Here is a 21,884-nt window from a genome sequence, read left to right as displayed (position 1 = left end):
AGTGGTGGAGGGCAAGCTCTACAGGAGAGAAATAATGCTGAAGGAGAAAAAGTACCTCCTCTACGCGTTTCCCGACTTCCTCATCCCCCGGGGGGAAACGGAGCCTCTTTACCGTTCCGGAGGATACAGTTTCATCCTAAAACCTGCGGAAGAGCCTCTGAAGTTTAAGGAGCCTCTTTCCCTTCGAGTTGTCAGTCTCCCAGATGAGCATTCGATTTTCACCATGTTCCTGTTCGGGGAGAAAAGGCGAATAGCCGACGAGATGGTGGAAATCGCTCGGAGGAAAAGGGCGGCTCGATCTAGGGTGAAATGCTTCCACCCCGGGTGCAGAAAAGATGCCCTGTTTTACGTGGACAAGCCTCCTGAAGAAGGCTGCTGGTTTGCTTGCAGTAAGGAGCATATGAGCGACAAAACCACCCAAGGTTTCCCTGCGAAGGAAACAGAATACATCAGAATGGAGAGTGAAATGTCATGAAAAATTCCAGTAGAAGAGATTTCATGAAAATGGCGGCTGTGACCGCTGCGGCTGTAGGCAGCTTCTACGTCGCCTCCCAACTCACCACCGCGGATTTGATGTTCCGCTTCCTAAAACCAGTAAAGGTAGACAACCCTCTAGCCGCCTACCCGGAGAGAGACTGGGAAAAACTCTACAGGGACCAATACCGGTATGACTCATCCTTCACCTTCGTCTGCGCGCCCAACGACACTCACAACTGCCGGCTGAGAGCCTTCGTCCGAAACGGGGTGATAGTCAGGATCGAGCAAGCCTACGATGTCGCCGAGTATCAGGACATCTACGGCAACAAGGCTACGCCTACATGGCATCCGAGAGGCTGCCTAAAGGGGCTGACCTTCATGAAGCGAGTTTACAGCCCTTTTAGAGTGAAATACCCCCTAGTCAGAAAGGGCTGGCTGAACTGGGTTAACGCAGGCTTCCCCCGGGATGAGAATGGCAGGCCTCCGAAGGAATATTTCCGAAGAGGCGTCGACGACTGGGTGAGGGTCTCTTGGGATGAAGCCTTTGAATTGGTGGCTAAAGCCATGGTGAACATCGCCCAAACCTACAGCGGCCCCTCGGGAGCAGAGCTCCTCAGGAGGCAGGGTTACCCGGAGGAGATGATTGAAGCTTCCCTAGACCCTTCAGGCGAGATGGCGGGAGTTAGGACGTTTAAGCTCCGAGGTGGAATGGCCTTCTTAGGAGCCACTAGGCTGGCTGGCATGTACCGGTTTGCCAACATGCTGGCTCTGCTGGACAACTACCTCAGGGGTAAAGGCCCTGAGGGATCGGTGGGAGCTAGGACTTGGGACAACTACGCCTGGCACACCGACCTGCCTCCGGGGCACCCCATGGTTCACGGGGTTCAGACCTTCGACCAGGAGTTCAACGACTTCTGGAACTCTGACATGCTCGTCATCTCAGGGTTGAACCTGATCCAAAACAAGATGGCCGATGCCTCTTGGTGGCAGTCCCGCATCGATAAGAAGAAAAAGATAGTGGTCATAGCTCCCGAATACAGCCCCACCGCCACAAAAGCCGACTACTGGATTGGCATCCGCCCCGGCACCGACACAGCCCTCATGCTCGGCCTAGCTCACGTGATAATCCGGGAAGCCCTCTACAAGGAGGACTTCGTGAAAAAATTCACCGATATGCCTCTTCTGGTCAGGGAGGACACCAAGAAACTACTCCGGCAGGATGAGCCTCACCCTAAGCCTCTCTCCTTGGACCCCGGAGAAACCTTCGTCTACGCCGACGGCAAGCCTGTCCAAGAAATGCCTGAGGAGCTGAAAACCTACGCGGTGATGAGAAGCAAAGACGGCCGGCTTGTGGGGGTCAGCCGCACGGCTGTGGGGGAGCATCTCGCCCAGCAGCTTCAGGCCTTAGGGCTGAGCGTCGACGACCTAGAATTAGACTGGAAAGGCACGGTGACGGTGAAGGGCGGAGAAACCGTCGGCGTGAAGACCATTTTCCGCCTTTACAAGGAGCTGACGGAGGAGTACACACCGGAGAACGTGGAAAAGATCACCAACGTCCCCAAGGATATGCTCATCCGGTTGGCTCGGGACATAGCCTCAGCGGGGTCGGTGGGTTTCCTCTGCGGCATGGGTATGAACATGTATTTCCACAACGATCTCATCAACCGCGCCTACTTCCTCGTCGCCAGCTTAACGGGGAACATCGGTAAACCTGGGGGAAACGTGGGAAGCTACGCGGGAAACTACAAGGCCCCCATCCTGAATCTCCCCTGCTACGTGGTGGAGGACCCCTTCAATCAGACATTATCCCCCGACGTCGACGGCCGCGACGTTAAGAAGAAGGCCTACATAAAATTCGAATCCATCCACTACTGGAACTACGGAGACAGTCCTCTGATAGTAAACAGCCCGAAGTTTGGCAGGGTTGTCCTGACAGGCAAGACGCACATGCCCAGCCCCACCAAGCTGGTTTGGGCTGTCAACGCTAACCTGCTGGGTGTGTGCAAATGGCACTACGACACCATCAAAAACGTTCTGCCAAAGCAGGAGCTCTACATAGCGCAGGATTTCGAATGGAACATGAACTGCGAGTATGCGGATGTGGTGTTCCCTGTTGAGGCTTGGACGGAATTATCCTACCCGGACATGACAGCTTCCTGCACCAACCCCTTCATCCAACTGTTCCCCAAAGGGATGAACTCTGTTCATGACACCAAGCATGATATAGAAGTCTACGCAGGCGTGGCCTCCGCCCTCGCCAAAATAACCGGCGATGAGCGGTTTGTTCTCCACTGGAAATTTGTGAAAGAAGGGAAAGTAGAGGTATACCTCCAAAGAATTCTGGACTGCGGCACCACCACCCGAGGTTACAACATCTACGAAATGCTCTCTGCGGAAAAGGGATTCCTCGCCCTCTTTAGAACCTACCCTCGGATTCCCGGATGGGAGCAAGTTCAAGAAAGTAAACCCTTCTACACCAGGACAGGCCGCTTGGAGTTCTACCGGGAGGAAGACGAGTTCTTAGACCAAGGGGAAAACCTCATAGTCCACCGGGAGCCCATGGAGTCAACCCCCTACCTGCCCAGCGCCATCGTCGCCCCGAAGGGCTTCAGGGCCATCGAGCCGAAAGACCACGGAGTCGACTGGGAGTCGCTGAATGTGGAGGAAATGACCGTCAGGCATGTTAAGCTGACCACGGAGGAGATGCTTAAGACGAGGAATCCGCTGCTGGACAAAGACGGCTTAGACCTCATCTGCATAACCCCCAAGCCTAGGCATAGGGTTCACTCTTCTTGGAGCACCGTGGACTGGAACGTCATCTGGGCCAGCAACTTCGGCGACCCCTACCGCATGGACAAGCGCACCCCTTGGGTGGGGGAGGAAGAACTAGACATCAACCCTGAGGACGCTAAGGAGCGGGGCATCAAAGACGGCGACTACGTCTACGTGGACGGCAACCCCCGAGACCGTCCCTACCGAGGCTGGAACAAAGGGGACCCCTTCTACAAGGTTTCCCGGCTGAAAATCAGAGCCCGATACAATCCCTCCCTCCCTCGGGGTTTCACCATCATCTACCACGGAATCTACGGAGCCACCCACAGGTCTGTGGAGGCTCATGAGACGAAAGCCGACGGGTTGGCTGTCACGGACACAGGTTATCCTCCCAGCCTCCGATACGGCTCCCAGCAGAGTGTTGTCCGCGCATGGCTGAACCCCACCCAGATGACCGACAGCCTAGTGCGGAAGGACTACTTCACCCATAAAATAGGCAAAGGCTATCTGGTCGACGTCTGCTCCGTCACCGGCGCTCCGAAAGAGTCCTTGGTGAAGATTTCCTTCGCCGAGAACGGCAGCCTAGACGGAGCGGACACATGGGAGCCTGCTCAAACAGGCTTCACTCCCGGTAATGAAAGCGAGGCGATGAAGAAGTATCTGCGAGGAGGATTCATCCGTGGCTAAAGTCTACAACTGGCAGATTGGAAGGGAGATGGAATACCTCTACGAAGGTAAAAGGCCTAAAAAGCAGTTCGCCGCAGTCTTCGACATCAACCGCTGCATCGGCTGCCAGACGTGCACCATGTCCTGCAAGTCCACATGGACCTTCGACAAAGGGCAGGAGTACATGTGGTGGAACAACGTGGAAACAAAACCCTACGGCGGCTACCCCCAGTTCTGGGACCACCGGATCTTGGAGATGCTGGGAACCCAGAGCTGGGAGAACGGCGTGTACACCGGTAAGACCATCTTTGAAGCGAGGCCGGAGGGTGCTATTGCCTTAGGCTTCATGCCCTCGGAGCCTGAGTGGAGGTTTCCTAACATTTACGAGGACACTCCCACCGGCTGGTCTTCCACCGTTGAGCTTCCCGTCCATCAAAACTGGATGTTCTACCTCCAAAGAATCTGCAACCACTGCACCTACCCCGCCTGTTTGGCTTCCTGTCCTCGGAAGGCCATCTACAAGCGGGAGGAAGACGGCATCGTCCTCATAGATCAAAACCGATGCGGGGGCTTCAAAAAATGCGTTGAAGCCTGTCCCTACAAAAAATCTCTATACAGGGAGTACACGGGGCGGAGTGAAAAATGCATAGCCTGCTATCCGAGGGTGGAGGAGGGAACCATCCCCCGCTGCGTTGCCACTTGCGTAGGGAAGATCAGGCTTCAAGGCTTTCTGAACCCCCCGGAAAAGGTTGACCCCAGCAACCCCATCGACTACCTGGTGCATGTGGAGAAGGTGGCGCTTCCCCTCTATCCGCAGTTCGGACTGGAGCCTAACGTCTACTATATACCGCCCCGCTGGGTTCCTAGGGACTTCCTAACCCAAATGTTCGGCCCGGGGGTTGAGGCGGCTATAAGGAAACGGACCAACCTAGACTCAACCCTCTTCGCCGTGCTTCGTCTTTTCGGGACGACGCAGAGAATAATTTCCAAGTTTAAACCTACCTCCAAGGAAGTTGTAGCCTATGATTCCGGGGGAAACGAGGTCATAAGGGTTTCCTTGGAAGAACCAACCTACATAAGGCCGTTTTACGATGAAAAATACAAAATCCACCGATTCAACGAACCCTGAGAGCCGTCAACCCTCCGCCCTGCCCGAGCAAGAGGAGAGAGAGGTTCTCTACGCTCGGAGCTATCTGTACAGGTTGATTTCGCAGGCCTTAGCCTACCCCCGCCGTGAAATTCGAGAGCTCTGCGGTGAAGAGGTCCGCAGGAGGGCTTCGGAGGCCGCTGGGTTGCTTGGGTCGGAGGAGCTCAGCCGGGCCCTAGAGGTTTTCATGGAGCAGATGGATGAGTCTTCCGTCGCAGAGATGGAAGCAGCCTACAACAGGCTCTGCTTGGTTCCCCTCAAATGTTCTTTCTACGAGACGGATTACTGTCAGCATTCCTTCATAAAAGCTAAAGAACTGGCGGATGTTTCAGGGTTTTACCGAGCCTTTAAAGTTGAGCTTTCCGTGAAAGAGCGGCCTGACTTCATCTGCACGGAGCTAGAATTCATGGGGTTGCTTCTGCTCAAAGAAGTCTACGCACTGGATAAGAGGTGGAAGGACCAGGCGGCTGTATGCCGGGAGGCTGGGTTGAAGTTTTTCAAAGACCACTTGGCTTGGTGGATTCCGAAGTTTTGCAGTAAACTTCGCAAAGAATCTTCTTTGGGCTATTATTCCAGCGTGGCTTCTCTGCTGGAAAAGTTTATGGAGTCCGAGGAAAGGCATGTGAAGGAAAAGAGTTGACCCGTGAGGGGCTGTCTTGGACGAGGCTGAGTTTTAGATAGTTGTGATATGTTTAAATAATATGATATGAAACATTTTTCATACCAATATTCTCCGTCGGGGAAGCTGAATGAAGTACGGCCTCAGCGAGGCATGTCCTTTCTTCTTCGCAGCCCTCTCCAACCCCACTAGGCTGGCGGTGGTGGAGCTTTTGAGGGAGGGCCCCAGAAACGTCACCCAGATCTCGAAGGCTTTGGGGCAGAGTCAGAGCATGATCTCCCATAACCTCCAAGCCCTTGTTCGATGTCGCTTCGTCCTTCCGGAACGAAGGTGGAAGGAACGGGTCTACTTCCTGAACAGGGAGACCTTAGAGCCTCTCTTCAAGCTTGTCGACTGCCATGTTCAAACCTACTGCCCCAAAAAATGTTCCCCTAGGAAGCCGTCTAGGGGTTGATGGAGGTGAAAGTTTAGCATGGAAATAGAAATAAGCAAAGACATGACGGTGTTAGAGGTTTTGGAGAAATATCCGAAGCTTCTGGATGTCTTCGTGAAAAAGGGCTTCACGCCCCTGAAGGACCCGGTGATGAGGAAAACCATGGCCGGCTCCACTACCATAGAACAAGCCTGCGTAAGGTTTGGGTTGGACGTGCAAAAATTCGTGGAAGAATTGAAGGAAGCCGCAAAGTAAGGGAGAGAATGCTCATGAGAAAATCCCCGCGGAATTCGATACCCCCCTAAAAATTGTAGGTGATGGTCGGTGAAAAACTCCAAGATAGTGGTTAAAGAGCTGAACTCAGCCCTCGCCAAAATAAAGGGATTGGAAATCCTAGTCGGGCAGATTACTGAGGACTGGGAGGAACCCCCAGGGCCGACGCCCTTCCCCACCCTAACCTCCCTCCGGGAGTGGGATTGGAAGCTGCTGAAAAAATATCAGCCCTTCTATTCGCCTCTCTGCGACCGATGCTGCCTCTGCGGCTACGGTAAATGCGACCTCGCCAAAGGGCGGAAAGGAGCCTGCGGCATCGACATCCGAACCCAGCAGGGAAGACACATTCTCCTCGAGTGCGTGGTAGGCGCATCAGCCCACACAACCCACGCCAAACATCTGGTGGACTACTTGGTCAAGAAGCTGGGGAGAAGCCACCCCATAGATTTGGGTTCGGAGATAGATATTGAGGCTCCCTTGACGAGGCTTATCACCGGAGTAAAGCCTAAGACGCTGGGCGACTTGGAGGGGGTGCTGGACTACATAGGCGACCAGATCACCCAGCTTCTCTCCTCCGTCCTCACAGGGCAGGAGCAGAATTACCTAGACTTCGAATCTAAAGCCCTCCACGCCGGCATGCTGGATAACCTTGCTTTGGAAGTTGCGGACATAGCTCAAATATCCGGCTTAGGATATCCGAAAGGCGACGCTGAAACACCTTACGTAGAAATAGGCCTAGGAGTGCTGGACCGGAATAAGCCCGTCATCATCTTCGTCGGCCACAACGCCGCGCCAGGTGTGGAGACGGTGGAATACCTAGCTAGGTCCGGCCTCTCAGATAAGGTGGAAGTGGGCGGTGTTTGCTGTTCAGCCCACGACCTAACCCGGTTTAACAGGGGGGTCAAAATCGTCGGAAACCTTTCAAGACAGCAGCTCATCGCCAGGACGGGGATGGCCGACGTTCTAGTCCTCGACCAAGAATGTATTCGCGTCGACATTGTAGAAGAAGCCTTCAAGGCTGGTACGCGGGTCATCGCCACCATCGACCAAGTCTGCGGCGGCCTGCCCAACCGGACAGAGGACCCGGTGGACGCGGTTGTGGAGGACTTGGCTTCAGGCAGAAACATGGGGGTCCTCATACTGGACCCTTCCAAGGCTGCTGAGGTTGCCGTCCGCACCGCTGTCAAAATCGCCCCCCTTAGGAGGAGGGAACTTAAGCCTCTCGCAGCCTTGGCAGAGGCCTCCCGGTGCACCGGATGCGGCCTTTGCAGGAGGGTCTGTGTTCCCGACCTTCCCGTGGATGAAGCCGTCTTGGCGGCGGCCAAGGGCAACCTCACCAAGCTGTCCGAAGTGTACGACCTCTGCGTGGGATGTGGACGCTGTGACAGCGTATGCCCGAGGAAGATCCCTGTTCTCACCCTCATCGGAGAGGCTGGTATGGAAAAAATCAGAAAATCCAAGTACAAGATCAGGGCTGGAAGGGGGCCGATTCTGGACACGGAAATCAGAAACGTGGGCAGGCCTATTGTCATGGGTGAAATCCCCGGGGTGGTTGCCTTTGCCGGGTGCTCCAACTACCCCCGCGGCCACATTGAGGTTGCTCAGATGGCGGAGGAATTCGCCCGAAGACGGTACATCGTTGTCACCTCGGGGTGCGCCGCCATGGATATCGCCCGCTACAAGGACGAGGAAGGCCGGACTCTGTACGAGAAATACCCCGGCAGCTTCGACGCGGGAGGCATCGTCAACACCGGCTCCTGCGTTTCCAACGCCCACATCTTAGGGGCAGCTGTCAAAATCGCCAACATCTTCGCACGTCGGAAGCTTAGGGCCAATTTTGAGGAGATAGCCGACTACATCCTAAACCGCATCGGCGCTGTGGCCATTGTCTGGGGGACTCAGAACCAGAAGGCGGAGGCTATTGCCACCGGAGCGACGAGGCTGGGAATCCCCGTGATCCTCGGACCCAAGGGTGTAGCCCATCGGAGGGCCTACCTAGGCCGGCCGGACGTGGATGAAAAATGGATGCCCTACAACGTCAGAAGCGGGGAAAAAGAGTACACCGGCCCTGCTCCTGAGCACCTGTGGTATGTGGCTGAGACGAAGGAGGAAGCCCTCGTGCTGGCCGCCCGGCTGGTTATGAGGCCCAACGACACCCTCAAAGGCCGCTCCATCAAGCTGAGAAACTACCTAGATTTATACCGAAAACTCTACGGAACCCTGCCTGAGGACCTTCACCTATTCGTGAGAACTGAGTCCGACCTGCCGGTGTTGGAGAAGGATGAGCTGCTGCCAGTTTTGAGGAGTCAAGGCTGGAAGCCTAAGACTGTTCCGGAGCTGGGAACCACCCTTCTCGATAGGCTGGTGTTAAGGAGGCGGTAAACTTGGCGGCTCCTTGGCAGTTGGCTGAGGTTCCAGGCTTAGAGCAGGCTTTAACCCTCAAACCGGAGATGGCCGCTAAGCTACTGCGAAACGCGAAAAGGCCGCTGATAGTAGTGGGAGGCAACGTGCTCGGAGCAAAGGGGGAAGACGTCGACGTGGTGAAGTTCGTGCACCGGCTGGCTGAGCTGACGGGTTCTCCTGTTGTGGTTTCCCCCGGATGTTTCAGGGTTTTCAGGGAAAGAATTGGAGACGTCCCCCTCACCTGCATGGGCTTAGAGGATTTGGTCAACCGGATGAGGGATGAAAACTGGCAGGGGCTGAGGGGGGAGGGAAACCACGACCTAGTGGTCTTTCTTGGAGGAATATACTTCTTCCAATCCCAGCTTCTTTCAACCCTAAAACATTTCGCCTCCCATTTGAAAACTCTCTCCCTAGACAGGTTCTACCAGCCTAACGCCACCTTCTCCTTCCAGACGGCCACTGAGGACCGTTGGAAGAAAGACCTCGAAAAAATCTTAGAAGAACTGGAAGCAAAAACTTCTTGAAGTCCTCCCCGGGCCGGGGAAAAGAGAGACTCACTACCCTAGGCCATATATGTACATATATAACATAAGAGGCAGCCGGCCCGTAGTTCGGCGAGGATGAAAGCAGGGAGGAGAAATTTAAAAATAAGAACGGGGAACGCGGAAAAAACCCAGCGAATCAGCGGCTGGTTTTGGTGCGGCCGCCGGGACTTACTGTTCCAGACCTGAATGGGTACTTTTTCATCGATCTGCCAGCAGCTCCTGTTTCAATGTCTCCTTTAGGGCTTGGCTGAGAACTTTCAGCTGGCGGTCTTCCAGTTCTTGAGGGGCTATGTATACTCTGGCTGGTTGGAATAGGGCTTCTCTGGTGAGAACCTCCCCCGGGTTGACGCCTGGGGTGTCATAGTCTTGGTATTTCCCCTTGGTGATGTCGCCCCTTATCCTAAAGGCTCTGGGAAGATCAATGTTTTTAGAGCGATTAGTTTTGTTAGGGATGTCTTTGAAGACGGATCAATAGATGTAAAGTCATACTATCACAATGATGATATGAACAGGGACTTATTGAGATAGGTGTAACTTTTACAGATGAAGAAATTCAAGCGGTGTCAGACTTTTTTGCGCAAGCTTACTGGAAAGTTTAGTATCACACTTCAGCAAATTCTTCAATGGCATGGCTGAACGAATCGCCAACAGTTAAAATTCCAAAATATGCAAATAGTAACGCGAGGCTGCTCACAAAACCAGACGCTGCTGGTTCTCTCCAAGCTTTGCTTTTAGAAAGCATCATGATGCTGTCAACCTTCATATGATTGAAAGATAATCCATTTCCAAATAGCGATAGACTATTGCTTTTCTTTCATCTGTAATCTCGCTCCTGAAAAGCTCATTTACATATAGCTACAGTCATTATAGGTACAGGCTCAAGCATTTTCTGGTGCTTCCTTCAATACCTATCACTTCGTAATTATGCTTTTGAAGTTCTGAGATTTTTATAAGAATTGTCGTTTCTTTTGGGAGAAATTTAGAGATATGTTGACGGATTTTTCAAAAAAATCATCTGCTCTATTTTTTCACAAGAAGAAAAAACTAGCTGGTGAAATATGTAGCAACTCAAAAACGTCTTTCGATCAGACAGCCTGTTATTCATGAATAAAAGACTTCCATGAGAAAGACTATAAATAAAAAAGAGAGTTACTTCCACTACAATACGAGCATGATAATTCTTATGGAAGATGAAAGTATCAGAAAAGTGTTAAACCTGCTTAAGGAGTTGCTAACTAGGATTTTCCGATAAAGCCTTCTCAGAAGGCTGTAAACTTCTGTGTCTATGAAGTTGACCTGAAGGATGCTCTCCAGAGTTATGTTTTCGGCGAGTCACAGCTTCTTAACCATCTTATCTGCGTCTTTAATCTCGCTCTGGTGATTGTAAGCATAGACTAACACTTTTAGGCCCTCTAACGCCAGCTCGAAGCACGCATCTTCACCCAAATGTCATCAGTTGGTAACTTTCACCTTTTCTTCCATTTTTGGAGGTCTGGTTGGTTCTTCGAATCTTTTGTTGAAAAAATTGTTGAGGGGAACAAATATTACTGCGATAAGCAGTCCATATATGAAGGCCTCGAAAAGTCCGAGAAGAAAACTAGACAAGCTTAGCCATGTAAACCCCGGGAATAAGGGAGCCCAAACCTGATACATCGCATACTCCGGAAAAGCTAAATCCCATGCAACACAAATAATATATATTATCATAAAACCTATGCTTAACGTGAAGGCTTTTACTTTTAAACTCATTTTTCCACGTTTCTCCGCCAAAGTTACTCACCCTTCAAACGATCACTGAACGCTGTTACGTGGATTTTGGGGAAGGGAATAAACATCGGAACTCCGCGTTTGTATTCTAAGTATGCTTCTCCAAATTTCTCCTCCATTTCTTTTTCCTCCCTCTTCGCCAATCTGACATAGAGGTATATCAGTACCGGCCACATGAGGGCGGTGAGAAGGGTGGTCCATTGGATAAGCAGTCCGGATGCGAGTAGGAGCAGTCCGAGATATTGTGGGTGACGGATGTGTCGGTATACGCCCTCGGTTACAAGCTTACCCCCAGCGTTATGGATTTTTCTCCAGCCGGCTATTATGAGAATTATTCCACCTAATATCATGAAGTTCGATAAGATATGGAACGGCGACATCATTCCCTGCTCAGGGTATAAAAGGTGTCCAGCTTCATGTGTTAACGGGTTACTATAGCCGAAATAGGCAGTGAGAATGTAGATGGTTAGAGGGAAACCGTACATCTCCGCAAACAGTGCGGTTATGAAAGCTAGGTAGATACTCTTTTGAGGATATGCAACCTTCCTTCTGAAGGGTATGAACAGCAGAAATAAGGAGAAAAGCATAATATTTAATATTACTACATCCCAGTGACCGTAACCGTATTCAACCATTCTCTTTCCTTCCAACTAAAGTATAAATGCCTATTTTATCTTCAGCGTAGCGGACAGTTTCTCCATAAATGCGGGTATGAGGGAGAAAGAAATTATCATCGAAAGGATAAAGACGAACCCTACACCTGCGAGTACGTCGATCTTCGTGTACTGCGCGAATCTACCGGGCATCTGCAAAGCTAGGGTATAGAATATCCAGCTTATCACCACAGAAACCAAGACGCAAACTAACATGTTTATGCCTTGAACTCTTCTCTTTATTTCACTCATTTTTATCACCTCTTAATTGTCAGGTTAAGCAGCCGGATGATGCACCTTCTTAAGCTTGTATCTTTTGAATAACAATGAGTTTGCAGTGACCGATACGGAACTCATAGCCATGAAGGCAGCGGCCAACGCAGGGCTGACTAAAAAGCCTAGTGAGGGAAACAGAACCCCCGCTCCTACAGGTAGTCCCGTGCCGTTGTAGACAAAAGCCCAGAATAGGTTCTGTTTAATTTTCTTCATAGTTTGTCTGCTGAGTTTGATTGCGGAGACAACGTCTCTAACATCGTTTTTGATTAGCACGATCTTGCCGGACTCCATGGCAACATCAGTTCCACTTCCTATGGCAATGCCGATGTCAGATTGGGTCAAAGCGGGTGCATCGTTGATTCCATCCCCGACCATGGCGACTCTCCTGCCCTCGCTTTGAAGCTTTTTAATCTCGTTAGCCTTGTCTTTAGGAAGCACTTCTGCGAGAACTCTGTTTATGCCCACTTGCCTAGCGATTGCTTTTGCTGTTCGCTCATTATCTCCTGTAATCATCAACACCTCTAAGCCCATCTTGTGAAGTTCATCCACAGCCTCCTTAGCGTACTCTGTGAGGGTGTCTGCAACAGCGACTAGGCCAACAGGTCTTTTATCAACCGCAAGAATCATCGCTGTTTTCCCATCGTTTTCCAATGTTTTCATTTCTTCCTCCAAGTGCTCAATGTCTATGCCATTGTCTTTCATCAATTTGCGTGTTCCGAGAAGAATTAGTTTGCCATTGTATTTCGCTTCCACACCGTGGCCGGGAATAGCGTTGAAGGCCTCAGGGTCGTCTACCTCTATTCCTTTTTCCTTCGCGCCCTCCACGATCGCCTTTCCTAAAGGGTGTTCAGACATTTTCTCGGCTACCGCAGCATACTTTAACACACTCTCTTCACTCCACTTTTCCAGAACAACTATTTCTTCCGGTGGGATTTGACTTATACTCGGACCCGGATTCGCCAGTAATCCCCTGGCAACGATTATGTCTGTTAGGGACGGTTCGCCTTTTGTCAGAGTGCCTGTCTTATCGAATACGATGGTGTCTAGTTTATGAGCATTCTCTAATGCCTCTCCCCCTTTGATGAGGATACCGTTTTCGGCGCCTTTCCCTGTTCCCACCATGATAGCGGTGGGTGTGGCCAACCCGACAGCGCATGGACATGCTATTACGAGGGTTGTAATGGCTATGAGGAGCGCGAAGAGGAAAGGACTCGCTGTTTCGAATATAGTTCCAGGTGTGAATGTTGGATATCCTACGAAGAACCAGAAGAAGAAGGCTGCCAAAGCCAGTACGTGCACGGCGACTATGAAGTGCCCTGCCACGTAGTCGGCGATCCTCTGAATTGGAGCCTTTGAGGTCTGAGCGTCCTCCACTAATTTGATAATCTGCGATAGTGCTGTGTCCTTTCCTACTTTTGTAGCTTCAACTTTTAACACTCCTGTTTTGTTGATTGTTGCGCCAATAATTTCGTCGCCTACTTTCTTATCAACGGGGAGGCTTTCACCAGTTATCATGGACTCATCTACAGCCGAATGGCCTTCCCTCACTATTCCATCAACTGGTATTTTTTCACCCGGTCTAACGATGACAAGGTCTCCAACCAACACATCCTCGGCAGGGATTTCCTTTTCCACACCAGCCCTAATCACTCTCGCTATCTTAGCCCGCAAACCCATCAGTTTTCGGATAGACTCAGAGGTTCTGCCTTTCGCATTTGCCTCCAAGTATCTCCCAAGAACTATGAACGATACAAGCAGCCCGGCAGTATCGTAATAGACCTCTCTATACCCCGGGCCTAACGCAAAGAAAGTTGCTACGACACTTACCACGTAAGCGGCACCTGTTCCTGTGGCTATGAGCAAGTTCATATCCGTGGTGCCGTGCCTTAATCCCTTGTAAGTTCCGGTGAAGAACTGTCTTCCAGGCCCAGCCATTATGATGGTGGTCAGAATAAACATGAGATAAAGGAGGTACTTGTTCTCCGGTAGAGTATACATGGGAAGAAAACCCAATCCGATACTTTCATAGAAGCCAGCGAAGGTGTCGCGAAAACTGAATAACACAAGGGGAACAGTTAGGGCTACAGCGATCATAAGGTTGTGCTTTTGAGTTCTTATCTCCTTCTCTCTCGCTGCTCTTTCCCTATCTTCCGCAGTCTCCTCAACTCTCTCCACCGCTTCATAACCTAAGTCTTTTACAACCTTCTTAAGTTCAGCTACACTTACCTGAGACGAGTCATACTGGACTACAGCCCTCCCCATCGCAAAGTTTACGCTTGCATTGGATACCCCCTCAACTTTGCTCAGTGCCTTTTCGATGTTTTGGGCGCAGGAAGCGCAAGTCATACCGTGAATATTCAGCGTAATCTCATCTTTGATTACCCTGTATCCTACATCGGAAACAGCTTTCTCCAATCTTGTCCGATCTATCTTTTCTGGATCGTACTCGACTGTCGCCTTTTCAGCTGCAAAATTGACTGCAACCTCTGTTACACCCTCAAGTTTAGACAGTTCTTTCTCTATGGTTTGAGCGCAGGAGGCACAAGTCATTCCACCTATCTTTAACACAGTTTTCTTACGTTCAATTTTTTCCGTATCTAATCAGCCCTCTTTCACTCACTCCCACTAATGTGTATAGTTAAATGGATACCGTCGGTATAATTTGGTTGTCCTTTATTGTTTATCTAACAACATGGAGCTGAATTATTTCTTTATCGAATTTTATCAGAAATTTTTGGCGGATAGGTAAATTTTGATGGCAATAATAGTACCACGATGGGAAAAGAGATCCAGAGGATAACTCCATTCTTAGCGTATAGCCGAGGCGCACGTCTCGCAACAAAAATATTGCTCAGCGCCGTTTATGGTCTTCGTAACGAGATCATCTGTGATATCTTTTCTGCAATAGAAGCATAATAGCTTTAACCCTAACTCATGCTTTAGCACGGGCCCATAATGTTCCTTGAAGCTTTCGACGAGTATGCTACATTGGAAACTCCTTATAGTTTCTATAGTGCTTAACTTGCAGATAATGAAGTCTGGAAGTGAACGTATATCCTGCAACCATACCCTTATTATGAGGTTATATTCTCCGCTGGTGTGGTAAATCGCGGTAACTTCATCCATTTTTGAGAGAACCTCAACCACTTCCTTAACTTCTGGCAACTTAACTTGAAGGCTAATGAACGCTTCAGTACCTCTTGGGAGCTTTTGACTGTCGATGGCTATTGTGAATCGTTTTATGATTCCTAGTTCGAACATTTTTTCTATTCTTGTACGGACTGTGGGTACACTGGTCTTTACTAGTTTGGAGATAGCTTTCAAAGATATTCTACTGTTTTTCTGAAGTATTTTAAGGATGTTTATATCAATGTTGTCAAGCTCTAGAAGCATCATTATCCTCCACTTGTTATCTGTTGGCAACCTTCTATATCCCTTTCTTTTCCTCTTTCCAAAATATGAAGAGAGAAGCGTTTTACTTTTCACTAAATTTAGAGCTGATTTCTTAACCTAGAGTACTTATATCTTGAAGGTTGTTTTAGTGAAAAAGCAATGGAAACATGCTGGATGGCCAAAAGCTTTCACAATATGCTACCGGAGAGTCGATTACCACCTGACTCTAAAAAAGGGTTTCCTCCATTTCCATAACCTTGGAGTCGTGCAAAAGGGTCATCGCAGATTACGGGATAGCCGAAAAGTTCTCTAATATTGCAGGTGTTCTGCCTATCTGTGGAAAGACCCGGTAGGAGTTATCAGGGCATACAGACTGATCAAGAACAGAAACCAGAGGTTCAGCTTTTTATGAACCTTTGCTGGTAGGTAGAAGCGCAGGTATCGCAGCAGAAATAATACTCCCTTTCATTTATAGTCTTTCTTACCGGGTCTTTAGCTATCTCTCGCTTACAATAGTAACAGGAAAGCCTGATGCCGAATCCTGGACGTAGAACCGGTCCGTATAACTCTTTTAAAGTCTCCACAATTATGCTACTGTGGGCGTGTTCTATACCAGGAACTTCGCTTAACTTGTGGGCGATGAACTCTTCGAGAGAACGCATGTCCGGTACACAGATCTTAGCAACGACATCGTATTCTCCAGTGGTTAAGTAGGTTTCTGTAACTTCCTCCATTTGTGAAAGCCTTTCTCCGACAGCCTTGATGTTTGGAAGTTTTACATCTAAATGGAGCAAGACGGTTATACCTCCTACCAGTTTCTGTGGGTCTATAGCTACTGTGAATCTTTTTATGACTCCGAGATCTTCGAGTCGCTGAATTCTTGCGCGCGCGGTAGGTACACTGATGCCCACTAATCTTGAGATCTCTTTCAATGATGTTCTGCTGTCTTTCTGAAGTGCCTGAATTATACCTGTATCAACTTTGTCGATTACTATGGAAGACATATTATCTCCCTATTTTCTATTATTCGACTTATAGACTAATAATTCTTTTTCTCTCATCAAAATTACATCAGCTTAATTGCACTTTAACAAATAAATATTCAGTAAAGTTTTCAAGAGATATCAGCAGAATATTCTTGACATTTTTTGGAAATGGAGATATATCGCCTCTTATACCATATCTTTCCTGAATCACTAAACTATTTACTGTCTATTTTTCTTTTTACATAAAAAAACGGGAACGATGTTTATTGAGAATACCATCACGGTTTCTTTCATTTTATTCGAATAGAAATAACAATCATTTTAAATGATATTCCATCATATCTTCCCGAAAATGAACAAGTTGGAAGAGGTGATATGTCTTGGCGAAAGATCCTATTTGCGGGATGGAGGTCGATGAGAAAACAGCACAATATAAGTCGGAGCATATGGGTAAAACCTACTACTTCTGTGCTGCCGGCTGTAAAGCTAAGTTCGACGAGGACCCGGCGAAGTACGTAGGCATGCATCATTAAACCTCGAACAGAACTGCCCAATGCTATGGGTAAAGTTTTCTTTATTTATGGTGTTATAAGGGTGAAAATAGAACGAAGTGTATCTGCGTCTGTCTTTGCGGTAGATGGAAAGAATGGAAATATCTCTTTATGAGATCCTCCAACTCATGATAATCGGCTTAACTATCATAGCGGCTCTATTGTGTTGCGAATCTAGGCTTCCGAAGAATGTCGCCGCCTTCTTTTTCATGAACATTCTCGTTGGTGTGATGTTTTTCATTTTGGGCGCTCCTTTGGTCGCCGGTCTTCAGATCCTGATCAATGCTGGCGCTGTTGTTGTCTTATTTCTTGTAACTTTGCACACTGTAAAGAAATGGTAAGGGCAGATGGGAACTTTATTATTGTGAGTTATCGAAGAAGGTTGACTCATGGTAGTAAATCCAACTTGGTATATTGCCGCAGCAGCTGTTCTTTTTATTATAGGCGTTTACACTATTGCCGTAAAAAGGAACATGATAGTAATAGTTATAGGAATAGAGATAATCACGTCAGCCGTCAATCTAAACTTCATAGCTTTGGGGCAGAGTATTTCTCTATCCGCATCAGTCGATGCCTTAGCCCAGAGTGTAGTCATTGTATCGATTGTTATAGGGGCTGCAGTGGCAACTATAGCTTTACTCCTGATCATCAACGTACATAGGCATTATGATACCCTTGATGTGAGAAGACTTCGTAGATTAAGATGGTAAACCGTGTAGATATTTATTTCATGGCTTCAAAGAACATGCTCCTTACTGATTCATTCTTCTCTTATGAGATTAAGCTCTTTAGCTCTGAAGAATATAATCTCTACCGAAGCTTTGAAGCGTATGTGATTTTAGAGGCTGGGCTCTTCCTTCGTACCTTTCTAGTTAATTGTAGTCGATGAAAGCTCTCTCTTAAGCCTTTCACTTGAACCGGCCGAAGTATGAATTATTATGTTCCTTTCTTCAATTGTTAGACTGTTAATTTGCTTCTCTGAGAAAAAAATATGCCAAAAGATTTCATTTAACAAACCTACCCAAGCTTTTCCTTTGGTGAAAGGAAATACAAATGTATTTTAGCTAAGTAATCTATCTAAAAATATAGTGAATGAAAAGTGAGTATGTCCGATAGTTCTGGGGTAAATATTCAATTCACAGAAAGGGCTTTAGCCTTCATAAAGAAGAGTAGATTAAGCAATCCGTCAATTCTTGTAAATCTCGGTTTTAGATCTGGAGGCGGAGGATGCGGTGGAAGCGATGCCAGTCACTCTGTACCATATCTTAATACCATAATGGTGGAGGGGGGAAACCCTGGAGAAGCATTCGTAAGGGTGGACACCCCTGTTGGAATTCCAGTTTACATGGCGAAACCTGTTTTCGACATTGCTAAAAGGAATGGAAACCCTCTCTTAATGGATGTTAAAGGGTTTGTGATGAAGAAGCTGAAACTAGAGGGACTTGATCCATCCTCATTAACAGGTAAAAGCTCTCGCAGTGGAGCGAGTTGTCATTAGTACCGGTTTTCTCTTCTTTTGCTCTGAAGAAACATAGGTTCTCACCGAACTTGTAATAGGATAGGTGGACTCACTTGAGCTTTGCGTCCGCAGATAATTTACTAGATTTGGTGGAGAAGATAATCCAATTAAAAAGAGAAAGAGATGCCGTTATCTTGGCACATAACTATCAGAGTCATGAAATTCAGTTTGTTGCGGATTATGTTGGTGATACGTTGTCCTTGGCAATGCTTGCAAAAAATGTTAAACAACATATCATTGTTTTTTGCGGTCCGGATTTCATGGTCGAAACCGCAAAAATTTTAGCTCCGCATAAAACTGTTCTGTACGCTAATGAGAATGCCAAGTGTCCCATGGCAGCGATGATTACACGTGAAGAATTAAAAACTATGAAAGAAATTCATCCGGACGCTAAAGTAGTCGGTTATCTCAATACATCAGCAGAATGCAAATGTGAAATGGACGTATGCTGTACTTCATCAAATGCTGTGAAAATCGTGACATCGCTGAATACAAAAAAGGTGATCTTTGTTCCGGACCAGAATCTTGCCTCCTACGTGAAAAGGTTTGTTCCAGACAAAGAAATAATAGCATGGCCCGGTTTCTGCACCGTACACCAAATGATTCAAAGGAGCGACATCCTTAAACTCACCAAAGCCCATCCACATGCAAAGATACTCATACATCCGGAATGCACACCCGACGTAGTTGACCTAGCCCACGTCGTACTTTCGACCGACGGGATGCTAAAATATGTGGCAAATTCTTTGGAGAAGGAATTCATAGTCGGAACGGAGCTGGAGCTGATCAATCGAATGATGGAAGATAACCCCGGTAAAAAATTTTACCCTGTAGAGAAGGCCTTCTGCAGAACTCAGAAGAAGATAAAATTGGAGAACATCCTTAATGCGTTAGAAATATTGGAGCCTAGAGTGAGCTTCTCTGAGGACGTGATCGAGAGAGCTAGGCATCCTGTAGAGAAGATGTTAGCTTTCGGCAGGGGAGACTAAGTGCGGGTGTAAATATGATACCGCAACATTGCCGTGAAGTGAGCGTAAAAAGAGTTTCCTTTCCTCTGACCGAAAATGCTATCACGAAAAAGACTCTTGGGAAGTTAGTATATACTGTCACTAATTATGTAATACTAAACAATGGCAGAGATTGGGCGGTTGCGAGAATAAATAAAGTGGAAGGCCGAGAGTTATTTCTGGGAATAAAAAAGGTAGAAATCATCTCGTTGCCAGCCAACACAGCATACGTAGAGGATGCAAGCTTGGACGTCTTGAATCCAAGTGCAATGGCGAAAATAGTAGAAGAAATCGGAAAAGAGACAGTGATAGTGAAAGGCAAATTTGAACACATCTCCTTTGTCCATAAAGAAACATCTACGCCACTAATAATATTCGATGTTATACCCCCCAAGCCTCCGAAACTTGTGAAATTGGCAGAATCGGCCTTAGGCACTGGCAGGATAAGGAAGCCGATAAAAATTGTTCCGAGACTTGTGGATTTGAATAAGCTGGCTCGGGCAAGAAAGACAAGATACGTAATGTTTCCATGCCATACCCCCACTTTAAAATGTGGAAAAAATACCTTATATCTTGACCAGGCACCAGACTTATCCAAATTAGGTTTAAATAACATCACGCTGATCGGATGTGAACTCTCACTGAGAACATTCACCACTCTATACAGGGAACAACCGACACTTATTGATATCTGCCCTAAGAAGATAGTCGCCCAGCAAGGTGTTGGAGAAAAATGTATCAGCCGATGCTGCGCTATCGACAAAGGATACGAACGTGAAGGGAACGTTACCTACGTATCTTGGGGCGCAACGGTAGGAGACGTTGAGGAGGCAATTCTGAATTTATTGAATTTGAATCTTGAATGATGATTCGAAAGAAAAGTTACCAGTAACAAAGAATAAACGAAGAACTATTGGATCACGCAACTGAAACAGAGGACTGATTAAAACATACGGCAAGTTTACCGCTGTTTCCAATGAACCTTGAAAGTGCCAAATGTTTCTTAAGCTCTAGAACCTAATGAAAGTTAGAGTATGCACATTCTAATCTCTGCTGATGGTTTTTGGTGCGGCTGCCAGGATTCACCGTGCTAATGCTGAATAGGTTTAATTTTCATGGTTATTCCTTTAAATGAAATATTCGTAATTTTAGAAGTTTAAGCCTCTTCATCTATTAAAAGGTAATTTTCATCGTCTTAGCCGTAAGTCTTTCATGTTTGGTGAGGGCTTGCTGGTATAGGTTTAAATGCATTTTAGCTATTTTCTGCCAGGAAGTTGATAGAGCTAATTCCATCAGCGGTCTGCATTTCTTCAGAAATCCTTCATAATGAGTTGCGGCTGTCATCATTTTTTCAGCTAAAGCGTTCACATCGTTTTTAGGCACCGTAATGTCCGGCGCCATCATAGAGCACTCTGCAAGTCTTGGAACCCTGCTACATATCACAGGCTTAAAGCATCCCACAGCTTTATGGAAGGCTCCGCTTACACTCCATATTCCCCGCTGATCCTTATAGGGAAAAACGACGACATCCGCCGCTTTAAGTATAAGGTCAAGCTCATCATTTGTCAAATATTTCTTCATAGTTATCATTCCGTTCACGCCGTCGGCTGTTAGACTTGACTCTACGTTGGCAACAAGTTCAGCTCCGTTTACTCTCGGAGGAATACCTGCTATTATGCAGGCCGTGTTTGGAAGCTTTTCATGAACCCTGCTAAACGCCTTTATGAGAGTATTTTGGCCTTTATCCCGTCTAATGAAACCTGGGCAAACGAAGAGAAACTTGCCGTTCAAACTGGATAGATTCAGCTTTTTAAGGGTTTCACCTTTGTCTATCCTTGAAAAACCTATTATGCAAGTTCCATGGGGAATCTTCTGCACCTTCGCCGGATCTACCCCTTGAGACAGGAGCTCATACTCCTGAGCAGTGTTGTGAACTATTACGGTATCTGATGTCCTGCAGAGTCTCTCCTGATGCTCAGCAATCCTCTTCCTGAAGGAGCTGACGACCGTGTGCATTGTCACCGTGAGCCTCCTACAGTGCTTTTTTAATCCTTTAAAGGCTTCCAACGTCCTAACCGTGGGCCTGAACAATCCATATTCATGTTGCACATGAATCACGTCGAAGGGTCCATGTTCGCTGGCGACCTTCAGAAGACTCCCATAGCTCAGCTTACTTGGAGAAAACGACGGGATCACTAGTATTCCCAGCTCGTCTATTCGAGCCGCAGAATTCCCAAAATTGTCTGAAAGTACGGTAACGTTAACGCCGGTAAGCCTACTGGTAGCCTCAGCAAGGTTTCTGGTATATTCAGCTATCCCGCAGGATGTCGGAGGATATGTGGAAATATAAGCAATCTTCATGATAGAAACCTTCTACGAATGTATTCTTTTTGAATT

Annotated in this window: 21 protein-coding genes; 13 read left to right on the top strand and 8 right to left on the bottom strand. The window is 47.8% G+C overall.

Features of this window, described 5'->3' with window-relative positions; all coding sequences use genetic code 11:
- Window position 1: 1 nt before the first annotated feature.
- The 8 genes from BWM17_RS00985 to cdhB all read left to right on the top strand — a co-directional run bounded on the left by BWM17_RS00985 (window position 2) and on the right by cdhB (window position 9,314).
- Window positions 2–475: a hypothetical protein gene (locus BWM17_RS00985; RefSeq protein ID WP_309492016.1), complete on the top strand. Its 474-nt coding sequence runs from the start codon at window positions 2–4 to the stop codon at window positions 473–475.
- Window positions 472–3,936: a molybdopterin-dependent oxidoreductase gene (locus BWM17_RS00980; protein ID WP_309492014.1), complete on the top strand. Its 3,465-nt coding sequence runs from the start codon at window positions 472–474 to the stop codon at window positions 3,934–3,936. The genes BWM17_RS00985 and BWM17_RS00980 overlap by 4 nt, the downstream gene beginning before the upstream one ends.
- Window positions 3,929–5,044, top strand: coding sequence for a 4Fe-4S dicluster domain-containing protein (locus tag BWM17_RS00975; RefSeq protein ID WP_309492011.1), 1,116 nt, complete (start codon window positions 3,929–3,931; stop codon window positions 5,042–5,044). The genes BWM17_RS00980 and BWM17_RS00975 overlap by 8 nt, the downstream gene beginning before the upstream one ends.
- Window positions 5,007–5,702, top strand: a complete 696-nt coding sequence (locus BWM17_RS00970; RefSeq protein WP_309492010.1) for a TorD/DmsD family molecular chaperone — start codon at window positions 5,007–5,009, stop codon at window positions 5,700–5,702. The genes BWM17_RS00975 and BWM17_RS00970 overlap by 38 nt, the downstream gene beginning before the upstream one ends.
- A gap of 109 nt (window positions 5,703–5,811) precedes the next feature.
- Window positions 5,812–6,135 (top strand): metalloregulator ArsR/SmtB family transcription factor, encoded by a 324-nt coding sequence (locus tag BWM17_RS00965; RefSeq protein WP_309492009.1) that lies wholly within the window; start codon window positions 5,812–5,814, stop codon window positions 6,133–6,135.
- Window positions 6,136–6,153: 18 nt separating this feature from the next.
- Window positions 6,154–6,369 (top strand): DUF1858 domain-containing protein, encoded by a 216-nt coding sequence (locus tag BWM17_RS00960; RefSeq protein WP_309492007.1) that lies wholly within the window; start codon window positions 6,154–6,156, stop codon window positions 6,367–6,369.
- A 69-nt stretch (window positions 6,370–6,438) separates the two neighbouring features.
- On the top strand, window positions 6,439–8,769 hold the full coding sequence (cdhA, locus tag BWM17_RS00955; RefSeq protein ID WP_309492006.1) for a CO dehydrogenase/acetyl-CoA synthase complex subunit alpha: 2,331 nt from the start codon (window positions 6,439–6,441) through the stop codon (window positions 8,767–8,769).
- 2 nt (window positions 8,770–8,771) lie between these two features.
- Window positions 8,772–9,314: a CO dehydrogenase/acetyl-CoA synthase complex subunit epsilon gene (cdhB, locus tag BWM17_RS00950; protein WP_309492005.1), complete on the top strand. Its 543-nt coding sequence runs from the start codon at window positions 8,772–8,774 to the stop codon at window positions 9,312–9,314.
- Window positions 9,315–9,936: 622 nt separating this feature from the next.
- Here cdhB and BWM17_RS00945 read toward each other — a convergent pair.
- From BWM17_RS00945 to BWM17_RS00915, 7 genes are all read right to left on the bottom strand, one after another.
- The gene (locus tag BWM17_RS00945) at window positions 9,937–10,098 is read right to left on the bottom strand and encodes a hypothetical protein (protein ID WP_309492004.1); all 162 of its coding nucleotides are present in this window, start codon (window positions 10,096–10,098) and stop codon (window positions 9,937–9,939) included.
- A 689-nt stretch (window positions 10,099–10,787) separates the two neighbouring features.
- Window positions 10,788–11,105, bottom strand: a complete 318-nt coding sequence (locus tag BWM17_RS00940) for a DUF5676 family membrane protein (protein WP_309492003.1) — start codon at window positions 11,103–11,105, stop codon at window positions 10,788–10,790.
- Between the two features lie 2 nt (window positions 11,106–11,107).
- The gene (locus BWM17_RS00935) at window positions 11,108–11,752 is read right to left on the bottom strand and encodes a methyltransferase family protein (RefSeq protein WP_309492002.1); all 645 of its coding nucleotides are present in this window, start codon (window positions 11,750–11,752) and stop codon (window positions 11,108–11,110) included.
- Between the two features lie 15 nt (window positions 11,753–11,767).
- Entirely contained in the window at window positions 11,768–12,007 is a 240-nt protein-coding gene (locus BWM17_RS00930; RefSeq protein WP_309492001.1) for a hypothetical protein, read from the bottom strand.
- A gap of 24 nt (window positions 12,008–12,031) precedes the next feature.
- The gene (locus BWM17_RS00925; RefSeq protein ID WP_309492000.1) at window positions 12,032–14,599 is read right to left on the bottom strand and encodes a heavy metal translocating P-type ATPase; all 2,568 of its coding nucleotides are present in this window, start codon (window positions 14,597–14,599) and stop codon (window positions 12,032–12,034) included.
- A 240-nt stretch (window positions 14,600–14,839) separates the two neighbouring features.
- The gene (locus BWM17_RS00920; RefSeq protein WP_309491999.1) at window positions 14,840–15,517 is read right to left on the bottom strand and encodes an Lrp/AsnC ligand binding domain-containing protein; all 678 of its coding nucleotides are present in this window, start codon (window positions 15,515–15,517) and stop codon (window positions 14,840–14,842) included.
- A gap of 305 nt (window positions 15,518–15,822) precedes the next feature.
- Complete coding sequence (locus tag BWM17_RS00915; RefSeq protein ID WP_309491998.1) at window positions 15,823–16,428, bottom strand: Lrp/AsnC ligand binding domain-containing protein; 606 nt, start codon at window positions 16,426–16,428, stop codon at window positions 15,823–15,825.
- 362 nt (window positions 16,429–16,790) lie between these two features.
- Here BWM17_RS00915 and BWM17_RS00910 point away from each other — a divergent pair, with 362 nt between their 5' ends.
- From BWM17_RS00910 to BWM17_RS00890, 5 genes are all read left to right on the top strand, one after another.
- Entirely contained in the window at window positions 16,791–16,943 is a 153-nt protein-coding gene (locus tag BWM17_RS00910) for a YHS domain-containing protein (RefSeq protein WP_309491997.1), read from the top strand.
- A gap of 407 nt (window positions 16,944–17,350) precedes the next feature.
- Window positions 17,351–17,671, top strand: coding sequence for an NADH-quinone oxidoreductase subunit NuoK (locus BWM17_RS00905; RefSeq protein WP_309491996.1), 321 nt, complete (start codon window positions 17,351–17,353; stop codon window positions 17,669–17,671).
- Between the two features lie 395 nt (window positions 17,672–18,066).
- Window positions 18,067–18,459, top strand: coding sequence for a hypothetical protein (locus tag BWM17_RS00900; RefSeq protein WP_309491994.1), 393 nt, complete (start codon window positions 18,067–18,069; stop codon window positions 18,457–18,459).
- Window positions 18,460–18,569: 110 nt separating this feature from the next.
- Window positions 18,570–19,469 (top strand): quinolinate synthase NadA, encoded by a 900-nt coding sequence (gene nadA, locus BWM17_RS00895; RefSeq protein ID WP_309492371.1) that lies wholly within the window; start codon window positions 18,570–18,572, stop codon window positions 19,467–19,469.
- Window positions 19,470–19,483: 14 nt separating this feature from the next.
- Window positions 19,484–20,353 carry a DUF7714 family protein gene (locus tag BWM17_RS00890; protein WP_422653017.1) on the top strand — a complete coding sequence of 290 codons (870 nt, stop codon included), beginning with the start codon at window positions 19,484–19,486 and terminating at the stop codon, window positions 20,351–20,353.
- A 307-nt stretch (window positions 20,354–20,660) separates the two neighbouring features.
- On the opposite strand, the gene BWM17_RS00885 is transcribed toward BWM17_RS00890, so the two are convergent.
- Window positions 20,661–21,848 (bottom strand): glycosyltransferase, encoded by a 1,188-nt coding sequence (locus BWM17_RS00885; RefSeq protein WP_309491992.1) that lies wholly within the window; start codon window positions 21,846–21,848, stop codon window positions 20,661–20,663.
- Window positions 21,849–21,884 lie beyond the last annotated feature (36 nt).

The sequence above is a fragment of the Candidatus Hecatella orcuttiae genome, assembly GCF_002009985.1.
In the GTDB taxonomy this organism is placed as follows: Archaea; Thermoproteota; Bathyarchaeia; order Hecatellales; family Hecatellaceae; genus Hecatella; species Hecatella orcuttiae.
The sequence above is the reverse complement of the archived record's forward strand: the minus strand, read 5'-3'. Positions and strand labels throughout refer to the sequence as shown.